Here is a 15,671-nt window from a genome sequence, read left to right as displayed (position 1 = left end):
GCCTGGCTTACACGGCCGCAGGTTTTGGGGCCGCTTCGCAGCCCAACGGGGGCAAGCCCCCTCGCCACAAGGATCAGTAAAACATCGTGCGCGTTTCTTCCAGGTCGGCGCACATCGCCTTGTCGTCAAAATCAATTCCAAGTGCCTTGTAGGCCGGTACGTTCAACGCATCGGTACTGGCGAGCGGGTGATCGGTGTCCTGCAGGCAATACAGGCTGGCCACCTGCACCAGATCCACATAGTCGACCTGCGCAGACTGGCGCTTGAAGTTCAGGTATAGCCGCGGCACTTGTACCAGCATGTCGGGAAATTCCCAGACCCTGAGCAGTTTTTCGCCGATTAGCGGATGAATCCGGTCGATCACATGGTTGAGGCTGACCGGGTCGGACAGCAGCTCGTAGTGATCTTCGGCGTAGGTCAGGATCGGCAGCACGCCGATCTGGTGCACCAGGCCGCCAAGGGCCGCCTGATCGGGCTTTAGTCGGGTGCAACTGCGGCACAAGGCGTAGCTGACGCCGGCGATTTCCAGGCTTTTACGCCAGACATCGCGCATCTTCTGTTCCACCACGTCGGAGCGGGCATGGAAAATCTGCTCCATGACCAGGCCGATCGCCAGGTTACAGCTGTAGTTGATGCCCAGGCGGGTGATCGCGGTATGCAGATCGGTCACTTCCTGGGTCGCGCGCAACAGTGGGCTGTTGACCACTTTGATCAGGCGTGCCGACAGCGCGGTATCACGGCCGATCACTTTGCTCAGGGTACTGACGCTGACTTCCGGGTTTTCCGCGGCCTTGCGAATCTGCAGGGCCACTTCCGGTAACGTTGGCAGAACCAGGTCATCGTTATTGATGGCCTCAACCAAATCCTGTTGGACCTTTTCCGCCAGCTTGCTCATTTAGTCTCTCTAGGTGTCGCGCCAAGTGCTGCCGTTATTGCTGGATTTCGCGGTCGCGGTCCAGTTCATAAGGCAGGTCGAGCAGCTGCAAGGACGGCCCTTCGAGCGCGCCCAGGTGGATGTCTCCACTTTCTGCTGCTTCGGCTTGCAACACAGCCAGGAGTTCAATGTTCTGTCCGGCGCGGGCCGCCAGCACCACTTCGCCGATGGCGCTGCCGTGGGTCGGGGAAAACAGCGGGGTACCCGGTTCAGGCAGTTCGCCGGCAGCCAGTTGCAGGCGATACAGGCGGCGCTTGAGTTTGCCCAGGTACTGCATCCGCGCGACGATTTCCTGCCCGGTGTAGCAACCTTTCTTGAAACTCACGCCACCGACCGCTTGCAGGTTGAGCATCTGGGGGATGAACAACTCGCGGGTGCCGGGCATGACCTGGCCGATCCCGGCGCGGACCTGGCCCAGCAGCCATTGATTCAGATCGCCTTCGCTCAGCACAGCCGAAAGCTTGCCTTTGACCGCATCGGCTTGACCGGCGGCAACCCACAGTTCGGCACGTTCAGGCGAGACGCGGATGGCGATCAGTCCATCGTTGCGCACGACGCTGTCGGTTTCTGCCGGCAGGTCCAGGCCGAGGCTGACCAGTGCGGCGTCGCCATGGTCGATACCGAAGCGGACCCAGGCGGCACTTTCGTCGGTCAGTTTCGACTTGGAAAATACCGCGTATTTTTTCAAGTCCGCCAGTTGCGGTTCGAGCAATTCGGTGGCCATGGCCAGGACCACGCCGTCACCCTCGAGCAGGATGCGGAAACTCGATTGCATCCGGCCTTTTTGCGTGCAACGGGCACCGAGGCTGGCCCGGGAATCGCTCAGGTAGTTGAGGTTGCAGGTCAGTTGGCCTTGCAGGAATTTGCTGGCGTCCGCGCCGCGGACCGCGAGAACACCTTCATGAGAAAGGGTGCAGAAAAAAGCAGAATCGGCCATGGGTCATCGCAGGGTAAAAAGTCTGATGGACATCATAAGGGGCCGCCTTCGAAATGGGTAGTTAACAAAGGCTCGACGGTGGCCGACCAAAGCCGACTGTTCGACGGGGCGCGGGCCTGTATACTTGCGGCCTATTTGAGGAGCGCTCCATGGTCGAAGATGTTGAACTGAACCGCCTCTATTGGCACAGCCGCCGCGGCATGCTTGAGCTTGATGTGTTGCTGGTGCCGTTTGTGAAAGAGGTTTATCGGCACCTCAACGAGGTTGATCGCGCCTGCTATGTCAGGTTGCTCGAATGCGAAGATCAGGACATGTTCGGCTGGTTCATGGAACGCAGCGAATCGGAAGATCCTGAGCTGCAACGCATGGTTCGCATGATCCTGGATCGTGTCCAGCCCAAGTAATGGGTTCGAATGCCGCTGGCATGCCTCACGGCAGTTGCTGGCGGCATATCTTCTGGCCCAGCTGTTCGCGTTGGGTTCGTTGTTTTTACTGTCGATTCCGGTCTGGGCCAGCTCGCTCGGCGCCGTGCTGTGCGTGGTTCACGGAGTCTGGCTGTTGCCCCGCCAAATCCTGCTGACCCACCCGCAGGCCTTTTGCGGCTTGCGGCGCGATGCCGATGGCTGGCAGTTGTGGAGTCGTGCCAAGGGCTGGCAGCCCGTGCAACTGAGGCCGGACAGCCTGGCGCTGCCGTTGGTGGTGGTACTGCGTTTTCGACTACGGGGCGAGCGCCGGGTCAGGGCCATTTGCGTGCCCCGGGATGCGCAGACGGCGGATGTGCACCGACGCCTGCGGGTGCGGCTCAAGTTCAGCCGACGTAGGTGGGCGGCACCAGAATAGTGTCCAGCGCGACCGGCAACATGTCCGGGTAGTCGAGAGTGTAATGCAGGCCACGGCTTTCCTTGCGTTCCATGGCTGACAGAATCATCAGCTCGGCAACCTGGGCCAGGTTGCGCAGCTCGATCAAGTCCCGGCTGACCTTGTAGTTGCTGTAGAACTCGTCGATTTCATCCAGCAACAGCTGCACGCGATGTTGCGCCCGTTGCAGACGCTTGTTGGTGCGCACGATGCCAACGTAGTCCCACATGAATCGCCGCAGCTCATCCCAGTTGTGCGCAATGATCACGTCTTCATCGGAATCGGTGACCTGGCTCGCATCCCAGGCGGGAAGGGGCGTTGGCATCGGAACCCGGGGCAACTGTTCGAGAATGTCCGCGGCCGCCGAGCGGGCATAGACGAAACATTCCAGCAGCGAGTTGCTGGCCATGCGGTTGGCGCCGTGCAGGCCGGTGAAACTGGTTTCGCCGATGGCATACAGCCCCGGCACATCGGTGCGACCCTGTTGATCGACCATCACGCCGCCGCAGGTGTAGTGCGCCGCCGGGACCACCGGGATCGGTTGTTTGGTGATGTCGATGGAAAATTCCAGGCAGCGTTCGTACACCGTCGGGAAGTGCGTCTTGATGAAGGCTTCGGGTTTGTGGCTGATGTCCAGATAGACGCAGTCGATGCCCAGGCGCTTCATTTCATGGTCGATGGCCCGGGCGACGATGTCTCGTGGGGCCAACTCGGCCCGTGGATCGAAGCGCTGCATGAAGCGCTCGCCGTTGGGCAGCTTCAGGTGGGCACCTTCGCCTCGCAGGGCTTCGGTGACCAGGAAGCTCTTGGCTTGCGGGTGATACAGGCAAGTAGGGTGGAACTGGTTGAATTCCAGATTCGCCACCCGGCAGCCCGAGCGCCAGGCCATGGCGATGCCATCGCCGCAGGCGCCGTCAGGGTTACTGGTGTAGAGGTAAACCTTGGCCGCACCACCGGAGGCGAGGATCACAAAGCGGGCGCCGTAGGTGTCGACTTCGCCGGTGCCGCGATTGAGCACATAGGCGCCGAGGCAGCGATCACCTTCGAGTCCCAGGCGTTTCTCGGTAATAAGGTCAACCGCAACCCGCTGCTCCAGCAGTTCGATGTTCGGTCGTTTCCGGGCCTGGTCGAGCAGGGTGGTGAAAATGGCAGCGCCGGTGGCATCGGCGGCGTGGATGATGCGCCGATGGCTGTGACCGCCCTCGCGGGTGAGGTGGAACTCGAACCCGCCGTCTTCGTTACTCGATTGTTCATCGCGGGTAAAGGGCACGCCCTGGTCGATCAGCCATTGAATCGCTTCCCTGCTGTGCTCGACGGTAAAGCGCACGGCGTCCTCATGACACAAGCCGCCGCCGGCATTGAGGGTGTCATCGACATGGGACTCAACGGTGTCGGTGTCATCGAGAACGGCCGCAACGCCGCCCTGGGCCCAGAAAGTCGAGCCATTGGCGAGGTTGCCCTTGCTCAGAACGGCAATGCGCAAATGACCGGGCAAGGTCAGCGCAAGGCTCAAGCCGGCAGCACCGCTGCCAATTACCAGAACATCGTGTTGAAACTGTTGGCTCATTTCAGGATTCCGCTCAAAGCGACCCGGGTCGGGGGTGGTGCAGCTGGACTTTCGAGTCAATGCAGCCGCACTGCCCACTAGTATATAGAGGGGGGGAGCGGCACAATACCCGAGCTAGCATGGCATTGTGAAACTACCGTGACGCAAAACATCGGTCGCTTCGTCGGATGTTTTTCTGCCCGTTGGGCGCGAGAATGACTGTATCGCCGATTTAACAGTCTTTTTCCCTTCACGGTTGCACAATGTCGGGTTGGTACGGCTATAAATAATTGGAACTTTTGCCAAAGGGCCAAGATCAATAGACGGTTGCCTGAAACAAGGGACAGTGTCGGCTTCAGTGCCGGATTGCAGTTCGATCCTTGCTGAAGAATCCGATGACAAGATTATCCGCGCAGCCGGGTCAACTCGTGCTGCGCTTTTCGTGCGTGCCAAATCAGAGCCCGCAGGAAACTTGCCTGGAGGGGGAGAACTTTTGCGAAAAGCCCGAGTCTATGTTTGCAAGTCTGGTGGTTTACTTCTGCAAGCCTCCTCCGAGCTCATCGAGGAGTGTTCATGCTAACCCAGGAAGAGGATCAGCAACTGGTCGAACGCGTTCAGCGCGGCGACAAGCGTGCTTTCGATCTGCTAGTGCTGAAATACCAGCACAAAATTCTCGGGTTGATCGTGCGTTTCGTGCACGACACCCATGAAGCCCAGGATGTGGCACAAGAAGCCTTTATCAAGGCATACCGTGCACTTGGAAATTTTCGCGGAGACAGCGCGTTTTATACGTGGCTTTACCGCATCGCCATCAACACGGCGAAAAACTATCTGGTTTCACGCGGCCGTCGGCCGCCGGATAGCGATGTCAGTTCCGAGGATGCAGAGTTCTACGATGGCGATCATGGCCTCAAGGATCTCGAGTCGCCAGAACGGGCTTTGCTGCGGGATGAGATCGAAGGCACCGTCCATCGAACCATTCAGCAACTGCCGGAAGATTTGCGTACGGCTTTAACTTTACGTGAGTTTGATGGTCTGAGTTACGAGGACATTGCGAGTGTCATGCAATGTCCGGTAGGCACCGTGCGCTCCCGGATTTTCCGCGCCCGGGAGGCCATCGACAAAGCCCTGCAGCCGTTGTTGCAGGAAAACTAAAGACAGCGGCGACAGCCAAGAGAGGAACGCCATGAGTCGTGAAGCCCTGCAGGAATCGCTGTCCGCAGTGATGGATAACGAAGCGGACGAATTGGAATTGCGTCGGGTATTGAATGCCTGTGACGATGTTGAAACCCGTGAAACCTGGGCTCGTTATCAGATCGCTCGGGCAGTGATGCACAAGGATCTGCTGCTTCCACGCCTGGACATCGCCGCGGCTGTTTCTGCTGCCCTGGCTGACGAAGCCGTACCGGCAAAAGCTTCCCGTGGTCCATGGCGCAGCCTGGGTCGTCTGGCGGTCGCTGCCTCGGTGACCCTGGCGGTGCTGGCCGGTGTGCGTCTGTACAACCAGGATGAGATCGCCGGTGTCGAACTGGCCCAGCAATCCGCTCAACCCGGACTGGCTGCTCCTCAAGTAAAAGGCCCAGCCGTTTTGGCAGGCTACAATGAGAGTTCGGATGCTACTGGCCCAATGGCCAACGGCGTACTGCAAGGTCAGCCAGGCTGGCACGATCAGCGTCTGCCAGGTTACTTGCGCCAACACGCACAACAGGCTGCATTGAAAGGCACTGAGAGCGCTCTGCCTTACGCTCGTGCCGCAAGTCTGGAAAACCGTTAAGGAGGATCATGCGCGCCATACCTCTACTTTCGCTTCTGCTCAGCGGCTGGTTCATCGTTCCAGCCCAAGCCGGTGAAGCCCAGGACTGGTTGACCCGCCTGGGCCAGGCAGAGCAACAGCAAAGCTTTCAGGGTACTTTCGTCTACGAGCGTAACGGTAGTTTTTCTACCCATAACATCTGGCACCGCGTCCAGGATGGAAAGGTCCGCGAGCGTTTGATCCAGCTCGACGGTTCCGCTCAGGAAGTCGTTCGCATTGATGGGCAAACCCAATGCGTCAGCGGCACACTGATAGCAGGGCTTGGGGACTCCCCGAACTCCGCCGCCCGTGCACTCGATCCTCAAAAGCTCAAGAATTGGTATGACCTGGCCGTCATCGGCAAGTCGCGTGTCGCCGGGCGTTCGGCGGTGATCGTATCGCTGACACCCCGTGATCAGCACCGCTATGGTTTTGAACTGCATCTGGACAAGGAAACCGGCCTGCCTCTGAAGTCCTTGCTACTGGACGACAAGGGGCGGTTGTTGGAGCGCTTCCAGTTCACGCAAATGGATACCGCTGACGTCCCTTCCGAACAAGACCTGCAGGCCAGTAATGATTGCAAGCCAGTCAATCTCGAAAGTGACAAGGCCTCTGCCGTCAAGGCTGCCCAAGTCTGGCGTTCCGACTGGTTGCCGCCCGGCTTCGAGCTGACCAGCAGCACCGCTCGCAAGGATCCGCAGACCAAGACCCAGGTCAATAGCCTGATGTATGACGATGGCCTGACGCGTTTTTCGGTATTCCTTGAGCCGTTGAATGGCGCAACAGTCACCGACACCCGTACTCAGTTGGGGCCGACCGTTGCGGTTTCCCGGCGCCTGGCCACGGCACAGGGCGACATGATGGTGACTGTCGTTGGCGAGATACCGGTCGGTACTGCTGAACGGATAGCGCTTTCAATGCGCACCGACGCCGCTGCAACCAAGCAGTGAGCTGAATTTGAAATGTTTCGTGAGCATTTCAGTTTGCAAAAATCCCGTAAATTTTTTATAGGTCAGAGCCCCTCGGCTCTGGCCTTGTTTGTTGTTCCCGGAACAAAAATACCGGCGTATTGTTCCCGGTGTTCCTTGCTCCATATCGCTTAACCATGCTCGTCGTAACGGGAGCCGTATGTCGATACCACGCTTGAAGTCCTACCTTTCCATTATTGCCACCGTGCTGGTGCTCGGTCAGGCGGTCACCGCCCAAGCGGTCGAATTGCCTGATTTTACGCAACTGGTCGAACAGGCCTCGCCTGCGGTCGTAAACATCAGTACCACGCAAAAGCTGCCGGATCGCAAAGTCAACCAGCAGATGCCCGACCTCGAAGGCTTGCCACCGATGCTGCGCGAATTCTTCGAACGGGGCATGCCGCCACAATCGCGCTCACCTCGTGACCGTCAACGCGAGGCAACCTCCCTGGGTTCGGGTTTCATCATCTCTTCCGATGGCTATATCCTGACCAATAATCACGTGATCGCCGATGCTGACGAAATCCTCGTCCGCCTGGCCGATCGCAGCGAAATGAAAGCCAAGCTGATCGGTACCGATCCACGTTCCGACGTGGCGCTGCTGAAAATCGAAGGCAAGGATCTGCCAGTGCTCAAGCTTGGTAAATCCCAGGACCTGAAGGCTGGCCAATGGGTTGTCGCGATTGGTTCGCCATTCGGCTTTGACCACACGGTGACCCAAGGCATCGTCAGCGCCGTCGGTCGCAGCCTGCCGAACGAAAACTATGTGCCGTTCATCCAGACTGACGTGCCGATCAACCCGGGTAACTCCGGTGGTCCGCTGTTCAACCTCAACGGTGAGGTGGTCGGGATCAACTCGCAGATCTATACCCGCTCCGGTGGCTTCATGGGCGTGTCGTTTGCAATCCCGATCGACGTGGCCATGGATGTTTCCAATCAGCTGAAATCCGGTGGCAAGGTCAGCCGTGGCTGGCTGGGCGTCGTGATTCAGGAAGTGAGCAAGGACCTGGCCGAGTCGTTCGGCCTGGAGAAGCCGGCCGGTGCGCTGGTTGCCCAGATCCAGGACGATGGTCCGGCTGCCAAGGGCGGCCTGCAAGTTGGCGACGTGATCCTGAGCATGAACGGTCAGCCAATCGTCATGTCGGCCGATCTGCCGCATCTGGTTGGCGCGTTGAAGGCTGGCAACAAGGCCGATCTGGAAGTGATTCGTGACGGCAAGCGCAAGAATGTCGAGTTGACGGTCGGCGCGATTCCGGAAGAAGGCAAGGAACTGGACTCGCTGCCAAAATCCAGCATCGAGCGCAGCAGCAATCGCCTGGGTGTTTCCGTGGTCGAGCTGACTGACGAGCAGAAGAAAACCTACGACCTCAAGGGTGGTGTGCTGATCAAGGAAGTACAGGACGGCCCTGCTGCCATGATCGGCTTGCAGCCGGGTGATGTGATCACCCATCTGAACAACCAGGCCATCGGTTCCACCAAGGAGTTCGCGGACATCGCCAAGGCGCTGCCAAAGAACCGTTCGGTGTCGATGCGGGTACTGCGTCAGGGGCGTGCGAGCTTCATCACCTTCAAGCTGGCTGAATAACCCGGTTGTTGGTTGCATAAAAAACCGCCTCGAAAGAGGCGGTTTTTTTGTGTCCGGGCCTTTTGTCGCCGGGGCGTCAGCCCATCATGTCCTTGATCATGCGCTCTTGTTCCATCAGCTCGCGTTGCCGCGCGTCGATCCGCGAAGACAGCGGGAAGTTGCTGCCAGCCCTGCGTTTGGCGAAGTCCAGTTGCTGAATGGCCTGTTTGTAGTCCCCGACCAGCGCAAAGTATTCGGCGCGAGCCTGATGCAGGCCGATGATATTGCCCGACAGGCCGCGCGTCTCGGCAACCTGATACCACACGTCCGGATCATCCGGGCGGGACTTGAGCAGGCTTTCGAGGGCTTTCTCCGCATCCGCAGTACGGTTTTGCTTGAGCAGCAGGTCGACGCGAATCTGGTTCAGCGGGTAGTTGCCAGAGTATTGGCCCATCAAGCGGTCAACCCGGGACTGGGCATCCGCCAGGCGATTATTGGTGATATCCAGATCGACCTGAGCCAGGTTGTAGATGATTTCGTTGGGTGACTTGGCCAGCAACTGCTTGAGGTTTTCCCGTGCTTCGTTCAATTGGCCGCCCTTGATCTGGGCGATCGCCAGGCCGTAGCGTGCCACGTCGTTTTTCGGGTTCTCGTCGAGCTGGGCGCGGAAGCGCTTGGCGCCAAGCCCCGGGGTTTCTTCATAGATCAGCTGTACGCGTGCGCGGATCAGTTGGTAGCGCATGCTGTCTTCGATACCGCCCTTTGGAAACTGTTCGGCGCGGTTGCGGGTGTCGGCGATACGCGATTCGGTGACCGGGTGGGTCAGCAGAAATTCCGGTGGCTTGGCATCGTAGCGGTACTGACGCCCCAGTCGTTCGAACATGGTTGGCATCGAGCGGGGATCGTAACCGGCCTTTTCCAGATTGAGGATGCCGATACGGTCGGCTTCCTGCTCGTTCTGGCGGGAGAATCGCCGCTGTTCCTGGATGGCTGCGGCCTGTGTGCCGGCAATGGCCGCGATCCCGGCGTCACCGCCACCGGCGGCTGCCAGCACGATACCCGCCAGCAATGCAGCCATCATCGGTACTTGCATGCGTTGCTGCGCTTCGACGCCCCGGGCAAAGTGGCGCTGCGACAAGTGAGCCAATTCGTGCGCCAGTACCGAAGCGTATTCGCCCTCGGTCTGGGCGTTGAGGAACAAACCTCCGTTCACCCCGACGATCCCGCCCGGCGCTGCAAAGGCGTTGAGCTGCGGGCTGTTGATCAGGATGAATTCCAGGCGTCGGTCAGTGACCTGGCTGGTCTCGACCAGTCGGTAAACGCTGGATTCCACGTAATTCTTGAGCTGCGGATCGTTGAGCTGTGAAACCTGACTGCGCAACATTGCCAGCCAGGCGCGGCCGAGCTGGTATTCCTGTTGCGGCGAGACAATGGCAGAACTGGCGTCGCCGAGTGACGGCAGGTCGTCGGCAAAGCCCGGTGAGGCGAGCAGGCAAGCGAGCGTCAGCAGGGTGGGGCGCAAAAAAGTCATGCACAAAGCCTTAGTCGACAAAGACCTTACTGTAGCCGGACACCGGCGTTGCGACCAGATATTCTAGGCAACACAACCACCTGACCCGGAGTGATGCAATGACCGACGCTGTAGAGCATGACGTTGAACTGGACGCCAGCGGCCTGAATTGCCCGTTGCCGTTGCTCAAGGCCAAGATGGAGCTCAACCGGCTGGCCAGTGGCGCGGTGCTCAAGGTCATCGCCACCGATGCGGGTTCGCAACGCGACTTTCGCACCTTTGCCCGATTGGCCGGTCATACCCTGCTTCGTGAAGAAGACGAGGCGGGTGTTTACCGCTACTGGTTGAAAAAAGCCTGAAATCGGCTGCGTTTACTCCTAAGGATTATTGATGTTCAAAGTGTTGCGCGACTGGATTCAGCGCTATTTCTCCGATGAAGAAGCGGTGGTGCTGGCTGTCCTGCTGTTTCTGGCGTTCACCGCCGTACTGACCCTGGGCGGTATGCTGGCGCCGGTGCTCGCCGGGATGGTGCTGGCGTACCTGATGCAGGGGCTGGTGGTGACCCTCGAGCGCCTGCGGGTGCCGGGCGGGGTTGCGGTGGGGTTGGTCTTTGCATTGTTCATGGGGCTGTTGCTGGTGTTTATCGTGGTGGTCGTGCCGTTGCTGTGGCATCAACTGATCACGTTGTTCAACGAGTTGCCCGGCATGCTCGCCAAGTGGCAGTCGCTGTTGCTGCTGCTGCCCGAACGCTATCCGCATCTGGTGTCCGATGAGCAAGTACTGCAGGCCATCGAAGCGGCACGGGGCGAAATCGGCAAGTTTGGTCAGTGGGCACTGACGTTCTCGCTGTCGAGCCTGCCATTGCTGGTGAACATCATGATCTACCTGGTGCTGGTGCCGATCCTGGTGTTTTTCTTCCTCAAGGATCGGGCCATGATCGGCCAGTGGGTGCGCGGTTACCTGCCCCGTGAGCGGGCATTGATCACCCGGGTCGCCCATGAAATGAACCGGCAGATCGCCAATTACATTCGCGGCAAGGTCATCGAAATCTTCATTTGCGGTGGCGTGACCTACATCGCCTTTGTTGTCCTGGAACTCAATTACGCGGCGCTGCTGGCACTGCTGGTGGGGATTTCGGTGGTGGTGCCTTATGTCGGCGCCGTGGTTGTGACCGTGCCCGTGTTTCTGATTGCGCTGTTCCAGTGGGGCTGGAGCGATCAGTTCATATACTTGATGGCGGTCTACGGGATCATTCAGACGCTGGATGGCAACGTGCTGGTGCCATTGTTGTTCTCGGAGGCGGTCAACCTGCACCCGGTGGCAATCATCTGCGCAGTGCTGTTGTTTGGCGGGTTGTGGGGGTTCTGGGGGGTGTTCTTCGCGATTCCCCTGGCGACGCTGTTCAAGGCCGTGCTGGATGCCTGGCCGCGCAAGGAGCCGGAGGTGGCGCCGCTGCTTTAAGGGGCAGGTTTGATTTTTTCAGTGAGGCTCATGGCCTCTTCGCGGGCAAGTCGCACCGCCGCTCCCACTGTTGACCGAGTTGTTTAGAAAAACACCGTCTAATGTGGGAGCGGGCTTGCTCGCGAAAGCGCCTTCACAGGCGTCGATAGAATCAGGCCTTGTTCAGAGCCTGAGCCGCGGCCAATACCGCATCAACATGCCCCGGCACCTTCACGCCGCGCCATTCCTGGCGCAGCACGCCGTTGGCGTCGATCAGGAACGTGCTGCGATCCACGCCCATGTATTCCTTGCCGTAGAGCTTTTTCAGCTTGATCACGTCGAACAGTTGGCAGATGGCTTCGTCCTTGTCGCTGATCAGCTCAAAGGGGAATTCCTGTTTGCACTTGAAGTTCTCGTGGGATTTGAGGCTGTCGCGAGACACGCCGAACACTTCGGTATTGGCGGCCTTGAACGCAGCGTATTGATCACGAAAGCCCTGCCCCTCGGTCGTGCAGCCCGGTGTGCTGTCCTTGGGGTAGAAGTAGATCACTACCTGCTTGCCTTTCAGGCCGGCGAGGCTGACGGTTTGCCCGCTGGTGGCGGGGGCTTGGAAATCGGCAACCGGTTGGTCGATGGCAACGGCCATGAAAGCTTCCTTACATTGGGTTCTGTGGGCGCCAGGGTTCGATCAGGGCATCGAGGTTCAGCGCGTCGGCAAAATCCAGGAACTGATCGCGCAGCCAGCTGATTTGCACGCCGGCCGGCAAGGTCACGGTAAACGTGGCGTTGAGCATGGTGCCGCCGGTCTGCGGAGCCTGATAAGTGTCGCAGGTCAGGTTTTCCAGCTCGACATTGTGGTCCATGAAGAACTGGCACAGCTCGTTGATGATGTCCGAGCGGTAGGCCGAGCTGACATAAGCGACGTACGGCAGGGCCTGAGGGCGGTTTTCCAAGGCCGCGCTGCGCACCACGTTGACCGTGAACGCATGCCGCTTGGCCAATACTGGCAGGCTGCCTTCCAGGCGTGCCAGGGCATCCCAGCTACCGGAGATTTCCAGCACCAGGGCACTGCATTCGCCATGGCGGGTCAGGCGAGAGGTGACAACGGCGCAGCGGTTTTCATGGCTGGCGCGGCACAGGACGTTGGTCAGCTCCATGGGGTTGGCGCCGAGGGCACTGATAACAAGGAATTGTTCGCGAACTGTGGGGGTGGACATGCAGCATTCCTAAAGCGATGAGCGGTCGGTACGTCCAGAGGGCGTTTTGCCGGGGCGAGCCTGCGGATGCGAATTCAGAAACCCCCAAGCGGCAGGTCGCGACGTGCTCCGGCAGGGCGGGAGCGAGAGGCGGCAACGCTGGATCAGGGCTTGTGATGCCGTAAATGGAGGCTGAAACCCGGCGCGCGAGCTTGTCTGTACCGATCAAAGTCTGAAGGGTAGCGAAAACCGGCGCCAAGGGGAATGGCGGCAGCACAGTACTTCGCTTGTGCAAGCATCTTGGCGCCAGTACCATTACGGCTCTCTTTTTCCGGCAGGAGCGGTTTCATGATTGCGGGCAGTATGGTGGCACTGGTCACACCCATGGATGCACAGGGGCGTCTTGACTGGGACAGCCTCAGCAAACTCGTGGACTTCCACCTTGAAAACGGCACCCATGCCATTGTCGCCGTCGGCACCACCGGCGAGTCGGCAACCCTCGACGTCAACGAGCACATCGAAGTCATCCGTGCCGTGGTCAAGCAGGTCAACGGCCGTATTCCGGTGATTGCCGGTACCGGCGCCAATTCGACCCGCGAAGCCGTCGAATTGACCCGTAATGCCAAGGAAGCCGGCGCCGATGCCTGCCTGCTGGTAGTGCCGTACTACAACAAGCCGACCCAGGAAGGCCTGTACCTGCACTTCAAGCACATCGCCGAATCGGTCGACATCCCGCAGATTCTCTATAACGTTCCCGGCCGCACCTCCTGCGACATGCAGGCCGAAACCGTGATCCGCCTGTCCACCGTGCCGAACATCATCGGTATCAAGGAAGCGACCGGCGACCTCAAGCGCGCCAAGGCCATTCTCGACGGCGTAAGCAAGGACTTCATCGTCCTTTCCGGCGATGATCCGACCGCGGTCGAGCTGATCCTGATGGGCGGCAAGGGCAACATCTCCGTTACCGCCAACGTCGCACCGCGTGAAATGGCCGATCTGTGCGAGGCCGCCCTCAAGGGGGATGCCGAGACTGCACGGGCAATCAACGAAAAACTGATGCCGCTGCACAAGGACCTGTTCATCGAAGCCAACCCGATTCCGGTGAAGTGGGCTTTGGTTGAAATGGGCCTGATGCACGAAGGCATTCGCCTGCCGTTGACCTGGCTGAGCGCACCTTGTCACGAAACGCTGCGCACGGCCCTGCGCCAGTGCGGCGTCCTGGTTTAATTGAGGAAGTACAACGCATGAAGCGAATGGCCGGACTTTCCGCACTTGCCTTGATTATCTCCAGCACCAGTGGCTGTGGATGGATCTGGGGCCCGGAAGGTTATTTCCGTGACCGTGGTAGCGATTACCTGGAAGCGCAACAGACTGCACCGATGCAAATGCCACCGGATGTCCGTACCGCCAAGCGTCTGGATCCGCTGTTGCCGATCCCCCGCAACGTGGCCGATGACACCGCCAAGGGCGAATACATCGTTCCTCGGCCGCAGCCGCTGACCGCGGGTGCTGACGCCGGTGCCTACTCCCTGCAGAAGAGCGGCGGCTCCAGCTCCATCCTGGCGCAGAATCCGCCGGCTGAAGTCTGGCCCGTGGCCGTTCAGTTCTTCCAGGACAACGGTTTCCGTCTGGATGAACAGCGTCCGCAAACCGGTGAATTCACCACGACCTGGCAGCATTCCGATGAACTGTCTGCGGCCATGGCCAAGCGCCTGAGCGCGGCCGGCGTCAGCACGGACAGCGAAACCCGCGTGCGGGTGCGCATCGAGCCGGGCGTGCAGCGCAATACCAGTGAAGTCTATGTGGTCAGCGCCGAGCGTCCCGCCGGCAGCACCGCCGACGTGGCCTTCACCAACCGTTCGGTCAATACTGGCCTGGACGCGGCACTGGTCGACGACATGCTCGCGAGCATGAGCCGTATCTCCGAGAAGGGCGGTTCGGTTTCCATGCTGGCTTCGCGTGATTTCGACGCGCCAAGTCGTGTCAGCCTGAGTGAAGACGGCAGCGGTAACCCTGTGCTGAACGTCGGTACCGACCTGGATCGTGCCTGGTCGAGCGTCGGTCGTGCGCTGGAACAAGGCGAATGGCGTGTTGAAGACATCAACCGCAGCCTGGGCCTGTACTACATCAACCTGGCCGAAAAAGCCGAGAGCAAAGACGACAAGCCAGGCTTCTTCAGCAGCCTGTTCGGCAGCGCGCCGAGCAAGGAAGAGCTTGAGGCCCGCGCCGAGCGTTATCAGGTTCGCCTGAGCAAGGTTGGCGAGAACGTCCAGGTCACCGTAGAGAAAAACATCAACACCGTGGCGCCGGCCGATGTGGCGCGTAAAGTGTTGAGCAAGATTCAGGACAACCTGGGCTGATCCTATGCGTTTTGCCGTTCTCGGCAGCGGTAGTCAAGGGAACGGCACGCTGATAGCCAGCGCTGATACGTACGTATTGGTGGATTGTGGTTTTTCCCTGCGGGAAACCGAAAAACGCCTGCTGCGCCTGGGTGTGAACCCTGCGCAGCTGAGCGCGATACTCGTGACCCACGAACATGCCGACCACGTGCATGGCGTGGGTTTGCTGTCTCGGCGCTACAATCTGCCTGTCTACCTCAGTCGCGGGACCTTGCGCGGGATGCGCAAACCTATTGAGCCCGCAGGCTTTCTGGCCGGCGGCGATCAACTGCAAATCGGCGACTTGAGCATCGGTGTCATTGCCGTGGCCCACGATGCACAAGAACCGACGCAATATGTTTTCAGTGACGGTTTACGGCGCTTCGGCCTGTTGACCGACCTGGGCTCGTATTGTGACAAGGTGCTGGACGGCTATCGGGATCTCGATGCGTTGATGATCGAGTCCAATCACTGTCGTGACATGCTGGCTCGCGGTCATTACCCGTACTTTCTCAAGCAGCGGGTAGGCGGTGAACTGGGGCATTTGA

17 protein-coding genes (1 of these 17 cut by a window edge) are annotated in these 15,671 nt (G+C 59.5%); 11 read left to right on the top strand and 6 right to left on the bottom strand.

Going from position 1 to position 15,671, the window contains the following annotated elements; all coding sequences use genetic code 11:
* Positions 1-73 precede the first annotated feature (73 nt).
* Both J4D25_RS08290 and J4D25_RS08285 read right to left on the bottom strand, forming a co-directional pair.
* Positions 74-895 carry an HDOD domain-containing protein gene (locus tag J4D25_RS08290; protein WP_057716028.1) on the bottom strand — a complete coding sequence of 274 codons (822 nt, stop codon included), beginning with the start codon at positions 893-895 and terminating at the stop codon, positions 74-76.
* A 34-nt stretch (positions 896-929) separates the two neighbouring features.
* Positions 930-1,871, bottom strand: coding sequence for a folate-binding protein YgfZ (locus J4D25_RS08285; protein ID WP_057716027.1), 942 nt, complete (start codon positions 1,869-1,871; stop codon positions 930-932).
* Positions 1,872-2,020: 149 nt separating this feature from the next.
* Between J4D25_RS08285 and J4D25_RS08280 the strand changes: the two genes are divergently transcribed.
* Together J4D25_RS08280 and J4D25_RS08275 are read left to right on the top strand one after the other, a co-directional pair.
* Entirely contained in the window at positions 2,021-2,275 is a 255-nt protein-coding gene (locus J4D25_RS08280) for a succinate dehydrogenase assembly factor 2 (protein ID WP_057716026.1), read from the top strand.
* The gene (locus J4D25_RS08275) at positions 2,259-2,711 is read left to right on the top strand and encodes a protein YgfX (RefSeq protein ID WP_057716025.1); all 453 of its coding nucleotides are present in this window, start codon (positions 2,259-2,261) and stop codon (positions 2,709-2,711) included. Before J4D25_RS08280 ends, J4D25_RS08275 begins: the two co-directional genes overlap by 17 nt.
* Here the strand turns inward: J4D25_RS08275 and nadB are convergent.
* On the bottom strand, positions 2,680-4,296 hold the full coding sequence (gene nadB / locus J4D25_RS08270; protein WP_057716024.1) for an L-aspartate oxidase: 1,617 nt from the start codon (positions 4,294-4,296) through the stop codon (positions 2,680-2,682). The genes J4D25_RS08275 and nadB overlap by 32 nt on opposite strands.
* 552 nt (positions 4,297-4,848) lie before the next feature.
* Between nadB and rpoE the strand changes: the two genes are divergently transcribed.
* The 4 genes from rpoE (at position 4,849) to J4D25_RS08250 (ending at position 8,620) form a co-directional block, all read left to right on the top strand.
* Positions 4,849-5,430: an RNA polymerase sigma factor RpoE gene (gene rpoE / locus J4D25_RS08265; protein WP_003172477.1), complete on the top strand. Its 582-nt coding sequence runs from the start codon at positions 4,849-4,851 to the stop codon at positions 5,428-5,430.
* 31 nt (positions 5,431-5,461) lie between these two features.
* On the top strand, positions 5,462-6,049 hold the full coding sequence (locus tag J4D25_RS08260; protein ID WP_057716023.1) for a sigma-E factor negative regulatory protein: 588 nt from the start codon (positions 5,462-5,464) through the stop codon (positions 6,047-6,049).
* 8 nt (positions 6,050-6,057) lie between these two features.
* Entirely contained in the window at positions 6,058-7,017 is a 960-nt protein-coding gene (locus J4D25_RS08255; RefSeq protein ID WP_057716022.1) for a MucB/RseB C-terminal domain-containing protein, read from the top strand.
* 178 nt (positions 7,018-7,195) lie between these two features.
* Positions 7,196-8,620, top strand: a complete 1,425-nt coding sequence (locus J4D25_RS08250) for a DegQ family serine endoprotease (RefSeq protein WP_057716021.1) — start codon at positions 7,196-7,198, stop codon at positions 8,618-8,620.
* A 76-nt stretch (positions 8,621-8,696) separates the two neighbouring features.
* Here J4D25_RS08250 and J4D25_RS08245 read toward each other — a convergent pair whose 3' ends face one another.
* Entirely contained in the window at positions 8,697-10,130 is a 1,434-nt protein-coding gene (locus tag J4D25_RS08245) for a M48 family metalloprotease (protein ID WP_057716020.1), read from the bottom strand.
* Positions 10,131-10,228: 98 nt separating this feature from the next.
* Between J4D25_RS08245 and J4D25_RS08240 the strand changes: the two genes are divergently transcribed.
* Together J4D25_RS08240 and J4D25_RS08235 are read left to right on the top strand one after the other, a co-directional pair.
* Positions 10,229-10,468, top strand: a complete 240-nt coding sequence (locus J4D25_RS08240) for a sulfurtransferase TusA family protein (RefSeq protein WP_007979782.1) — start codon at positions 10,229-10,231, stop codon at positions 10,466-10,468.
* Positions 10,469-10,499: 31 nt separating this feature from the next.
* A complete protein-coding gene (locus tag J4D25_RS08235) occupies positions 10,500-11,570 on the top strand; it encodes an AI-2E family transporter (protein ID WP_057716019.1) in 1,071 nt (356 codons plus the stop codon).
* 151 nt (positions 11,571-11,721) lie between these two features.
* On the opposite strand, the gene J4D25_RS08230 is transcribed toward J4D25_RS08235, so the two are convergent.
* Together J4D25_RS08230 and J4D25_RS08225 are read right to left on the bottom strand one after the other, a co-directional pair.
* Complete coding sequence (locus J4D25_RS08230) at positions 11,722-12,195, bottom strand: peroxiredoxin (RefSeq protein ID WP_057716018.1); 474 nt, start codon at positions 12,193-12,195, stop codon at positions 11,722-11,724.
* Between the two features lie 10 nt (positions 12,196-12,205).
* A complete protein-coding gene (locus J4D25_RS08225) occupies positions 12,206-12,766 on the bottom strand; it encodes a glycine cleavage system protein R (protein ID WP_007979776.1) in 561 nt (186 codons plus the stop codon).
* Positions 12,767-13,093: 327 nt separating this feature from the next.
* Here J4D25_RS08225 and dapA point away from each other — a divergent pair, with 327 nt between their 5' ends.
* The 3 genes in view from dapA to J4D25_RS08210 are tightly spaced (at most 17 nt apart) and all read left to right on the top strand, a layout consistent with a single transcriptional unit that may run on beyond the window.
* Positions 13,094-13,972, top strand: a complete 879-nt coding sequence (gene dapA / locus J4D25_RS08220; protein ID WP_057716017.1) for a 4-hydroxy-tetrahydrodipicolinate synthase — start codon at positions 13,094-13,096, stop codon at positions 13,970-13,972.
* Positions 13,973-13,989: 17 nt separating this feature from the next.
* Positions 13,990-15,105, top strand: coding sequence for an outer membrane protein assembly factor BamC (gene bamC, locus J4D25_RS08215; RefSeq protein ID WP_057716016.1), 1,116 nt, complete (start codon positions 13,990-13,992; stop codon positions 15,103-15,105).
* A 4-nt stretch (positions 15,106-15,109) separates the two neighbouring features.
* A protein-coding gene (locus J4D25_RS08210) for an MBL fold metallo-hydrolase (protein WP_057716015.1) crosses the window boundary here: on the top strand, positions 15,110-15,671 show its 5' portion. The gene runs 197 nt beyond the window's last position; 562 of the gene's 759 nt are visible here — the first part of the coding sequence; its start codon is at positions 15,110-15,112; its stop codon lies beyond the right edge, outside the window.

This window comes from Pseudomonas sp. GW456-L13 (assembly GCF_017350115.1).
GTDB classification, from domain to species: Bacteria; Pseudomonadota; Gammaproteobacteria; order Pseudomonadales; family Pseudomonadaceae; genus Aquipseudomonas; species Aquipseudomonas jessenii.
This window is presented reverse-complemented; position numbering and strand designations above follow the sequence as displayed.

Excerpts from the sequence above, each read along its gene's own strand:
- J4D25_RS08250 (WP_057716021.1), top strand. The coding sequence starts at position 7,196 with ATGTCGATACCACGCTTGAAGTCCTACCTTTCCATTATTGCCACCGTG.
- dapA (WP_057716017.1), top strand. The coding sequence starts at position 13,094 with ATGATTGCGGGCAGTATGGTGGCACTGGTCACACCCATGGATGCACAG.
- J4D25_RS08225 (WP_007979776.1), bottom strand. The coding sequence starts at position 12,766 with ATGTCCACCCCCACAGTTCGCGAACAATTCCTTGTTATCAGTGCCCTC.
- J4D25_RS08235 (WP_057716019.1), top strand. The coding sequence starts at position 10,500 with ATGTTCAAAGTGTTGCGCGACTGGATTCAGCGCTATTTCTCCGATGAA.
- J4D25_RS08280 (WP_057716026.1), top strand. The coding sequence starts at position 2,021 with ATGGTCGAAGATGTTGAACTGAACCGCCTCTATTGGCACAGCCGCCGC.
- J4D25_RS08240 (WP_007979782.1), top strand. The coding sequence starts at position 10,229 with ATGACCGACGCTGTAGAGCATGACGTTGAACTGGACGCCAGCGGCCTG.
- J4D25_RS08255 (WP_057716022.1), top strand. The coding sequence starts at position 6,058 with ATGCGCGCCATACCTCTACTTTCGCTTCTGCTCAGCGGCTGGTTCATC.
- rpoE (WP_003172477.1), top strand. The coding sequence starts at position 4,849 with ATGCTAACCCAGGAAGAGGATCAGCAACTGGTCGAACGCGTTCAGCGC.
- J4D25_RS08285 (WP_057716027.1), bottom strand. The coding sequence starts at position 1,871 with ATGGCCGATTCTGCTTTTTTCTGCACCCTTTCTCATGAAGGTGTTCTC.
- J4D25_RS08290 (WP_057716028.1), bottom strand. The coding sequence starts at position 895 with ATGAGCAAGCTGGCGGAAAAGGTCCAACAGGATTTGGTTGAGGCCATC.
- bamC (WP_057716016.1), top strand. The coding sequence starts at position 13,990 with ATGAAGCGAATGGCCGGACTTTCCGCACTTGCCTTGATTATCTCCAGC.
- J4D25_RS08260 (WP_057716023.1), top strand. The coding sequence starts at position 5,462 with ATGAGTCGTGAAGCCCTGCAGGAATCGCTGTCCGCAGTGATGGATAAC.
- nadB (WP_057716024.1), bottom strand. The coding sequence starts at position 4,296 with ATGAGCCAACAGTTTCAACACGATGTTCTGGTAATTGGCAGCGGTGCT.
- J4D25_RS08245 (WP_057716020.1), bottom strand. The coding sequence starts at position 10,130 with ATGACTTTTTTGCGCCCCACCCTGCTGACGCTCGCTTGCCTGCTCGCC.
- J4D25_RS08230 (WP_057716018.1), bottom strand. The coding sequence starts at position 12,195 with ATGGCCGTTGCCATCGACCAACCGGTTGCCGATTTCCAAGCCCCCGCC.